Annotated in this window: 3 protein-coding genes; all 3 read right to left on the reverse strand. The window is 46.5% G+C overall.

The features are described 5' to 3' along the window. Positions 1 to 19: 19 nt before the first annotated feature. Entirely contained in the window at positions 20 to 238 is a 219-nt protein-coding gene (locus Q7V48_02275) for a hypothetical protein (protein ID MDO9209565.1), read from the reverse strand. Between the two features lie 174 nt (positions 239 to 412). Beyond that, on the reverse strand, positions 413 to 1,249 hold the full coding sequence (locus Q7V48_02280; protein ID MDO9209566.1) for a DUF151 domain-containing protein: 837 nt from the start codon (positions 1,247 to 1,249) through the stop codon (positions 413 to 415). A gap of 324 nt (positions 1,250 to 1,573) precedes the next feature. Beyond that, positions 1,574 to 2,029: a large conductance mechanosensitive channel protein MscL gene (gene mscL, locus Q7V48_02285; GenBank protein MDO9209567.1), complete on the reverse strand. Its 456-nt coding sequence runs from the start codon at positions 2,027 to 2,029 to the stop codon at positions 1,574 to 1,576. Between the last annotated feature and the right edge of the window lie 500 nt (positions 2,030 to 2,529).

Genomic DNA, 2,529 nt, shown 5'->3' on the forward strand with positions numbered 1-2,529 from the left:
CGCCTGGAAAGGCCAGCGGCTATTCGGGCAAGGAGTTCTTCAAACAATTGAGTACCCTTGCGAGTTCGATATCCACTTCAATGCCGCCCAGGGGGTCGGAAAGAGGGAGGATCCCCAGGGTGATTCCTTCTTTCCACATCGATTCAAATAGCTGGAGTGCTTCCCGGAAAGAGAGTTGAGGACCCCTCTTCATCAGGTCATCTTCAAAACGCCTCAAGGTATGCGCATCCCGGATCATTGCTCTCTCCCTTCGCACGAATTGCCGATGAAAAGTTGGTCATCTGTATGCTGATGAGAGAAGTAATTGCCCAGATCATATGGAAAATTGATTTGAAAATCAAGATCATTTCTTTTTTAGCAAAGATAAAAATAAACCGCTCCCCCTGTTTGCGCACATACGATCCTCCGGGAATTATTTTAGATGAAGAGTGAGGGATAAAAAATGGCCTTGGCGGAAAACCTTGGCTTGCACAGTCAACTTACTTTTGGCAAGGGCCCCTTTAAATGACATCACGTCGACGATCGTTTCTCCCCCTATTTCCGCAAAAATATCCCCTCGCTGCAGGCCATCCTTTTCGGCCAAGCTCCCCTGGCGGACCTCCGATACTAAAATCCCTTTTGTTGACTTATAGGAAAAGGATTCAGCCAGTAAGGGAGTAAGCTCCTGAATGGATAGACCGTAGCGTTCCTCGATTTCCTTCTGTTCTCCAAGAGGAATCGCCATTTCTCTGAACAGGTTCTTGGAAACGTATATGGGAGCTTTAAACTTCAGGGCCATAACAATGGAATCGCTCGGCCGGGCATCAATCTCTACCATCGTACCTTCCTTCTCCACCACCATCGTCGCGTAATAGATGCCATCCTTGCTATGGGTAATGACGATCCGCTGAACCTTTCCGTTTGTTTTCCGGATGATGGTTTCTAAAAGGTCGTGGGTTAAGGGGCGAGGGGGTTGGGTTCCTTGGATTACGGCATTAATGGCGTTGGCCTCGAAAGGGCCGATCCAAATCGGCAGCGCCCGTTCCTCGAGGGAGTCAGCGAGAAAAACCACCGGTTGCATGGTGGTGGGATCGATAACAAGTTGGTGAACCTTTACCTGGAGGAATTCCTTTTGCTCCCAAGAAATAGACGGGACCTTTTTGGCCAGGATCTCTCCGGATAAATAAACTAAGGTAACGAGCAATATCCCAGCCGCTACTCCAACTCGCTTCACCCTATCTTTCCGCACAAAAGATTCCGGAGTTTTCAAACCTTTCTCCTAACTCCTGCAAAGATCTCCAAACATTATATACCAAATCTTTTATCCAAGTATATTCTAACTTTTTCCGTCCCTCAAAAACCAGGTAGGTAGGGGGATGCGGAATCAAAATCGGGATTGATCATGATATCAGACGGGACAAGGGTGAAATTCAGGAAGAGGAAGGAGCAGGCCTTCTCGTTCCTTCCATCGGAACGGGAACGGCGGATAAAAAAAATAATTATCTGCAGTCATCTGAGTAAATCTGCGTCCTATTAGATTTTCTTTTTTCCAGAGATCGGATATAGACCCAATTCCTCAATCTGAGGACCGTTTTTATGCCGCCTGCACCTCAGAAGTACAGTGAGGGCAACGGGTAGCTTTAATGGGTATGGAAACAATACAAAAGGGGCATTCTTTGGTTGTTGGTACGGCTGGGGGAGCTTCCTGTTTCTTTTTGAGTTGGTTGATACTGCGAATGAGGAGAAAGATGGCAAAAGCTACGATAATGAAGTTAATGAGCGTATTGATGAAAACCCCCAGGTTCAATGTGACTGCTCCAGCAGCTTTGGCGGCTGCCAGGGAAGCATAGGGTCCGGGTATTTTTCCCGCCTTCAGAACGGCGAAGATGTTGGAGAAATCGACGTTACCCAAGAGCAGCCCGATGGGTGGCATGATGACATCGCTTACCAAGGAAGTCACAATGGTACCGAAAGCGGCACCGATGATGATGCCGACGGCCATATCCACCACATTCCCCCGCATGGCAAATTCTTTGAATTCTTTCAACATTTTAGTCCCCCTTTTTATTTTGGATTACTCATCTTAAGATGAATTAACCCTGTTTTGAGTTGCCATCAAAATGAATATTGATGATCCCGTAAAAAATCATCAATAGGGATGGCAAAGCAGGGACACGGTCACCGTGCTCCTACATCAGATGCAAGGCGCGCAATCCCGCCCCGGGCGGGACTGAGGAATAAGGCGTACATAAGAGGTACGCCGCAATGGGACTTTTTACGAGATCATCAAAATTGCACAATGAAAAATGTAAATTTCAGGGGGGAATGCCCATCATTTTGAAATTGGCAATTTAAATTTTGCTTTTTACATTGAAGTTTAGCCAATTTTTCAAAGGGCTAAACTGTCACCCCTACTCTCATCTCGCTTTTTCTCTCTTTTTTTCTTCCACTGCAATATCTACCTCTTTAAACTTTTCAATCACCTCTCTCAATTTTCCATTTTCCCGGAGCACTCTGACCCAGAGCTTCGCTTCTTCGACCAAAGGGCTT

Source organism: Deltaproteobacteria bacterium, from assembly GCA_030654105.1.
In the GTDB taxonomy this organism is placed as follows: Bacteria; Desulfobacterota; SM23-61; order SM23-61; family SM23-61; genus JAHJQK01.

What these genes read in the sequence shown, in the direction of transcription:
- Q7V48_02275 (MDO9209565.1), bottom strand. Translation starts at nt 238, where the DNA reads ATGATCCGGGATGCGCATACCTTGAGGCGTTTTGAAGATGACCTGATG.
- mscL (MDO9209567.1), bottom strand. Translation starts at nt 2,029, where the DNA reads ATGTTGAAAGAATTCAAAGAATTTGCCATGCGGGGGAATGTGGTGGAT.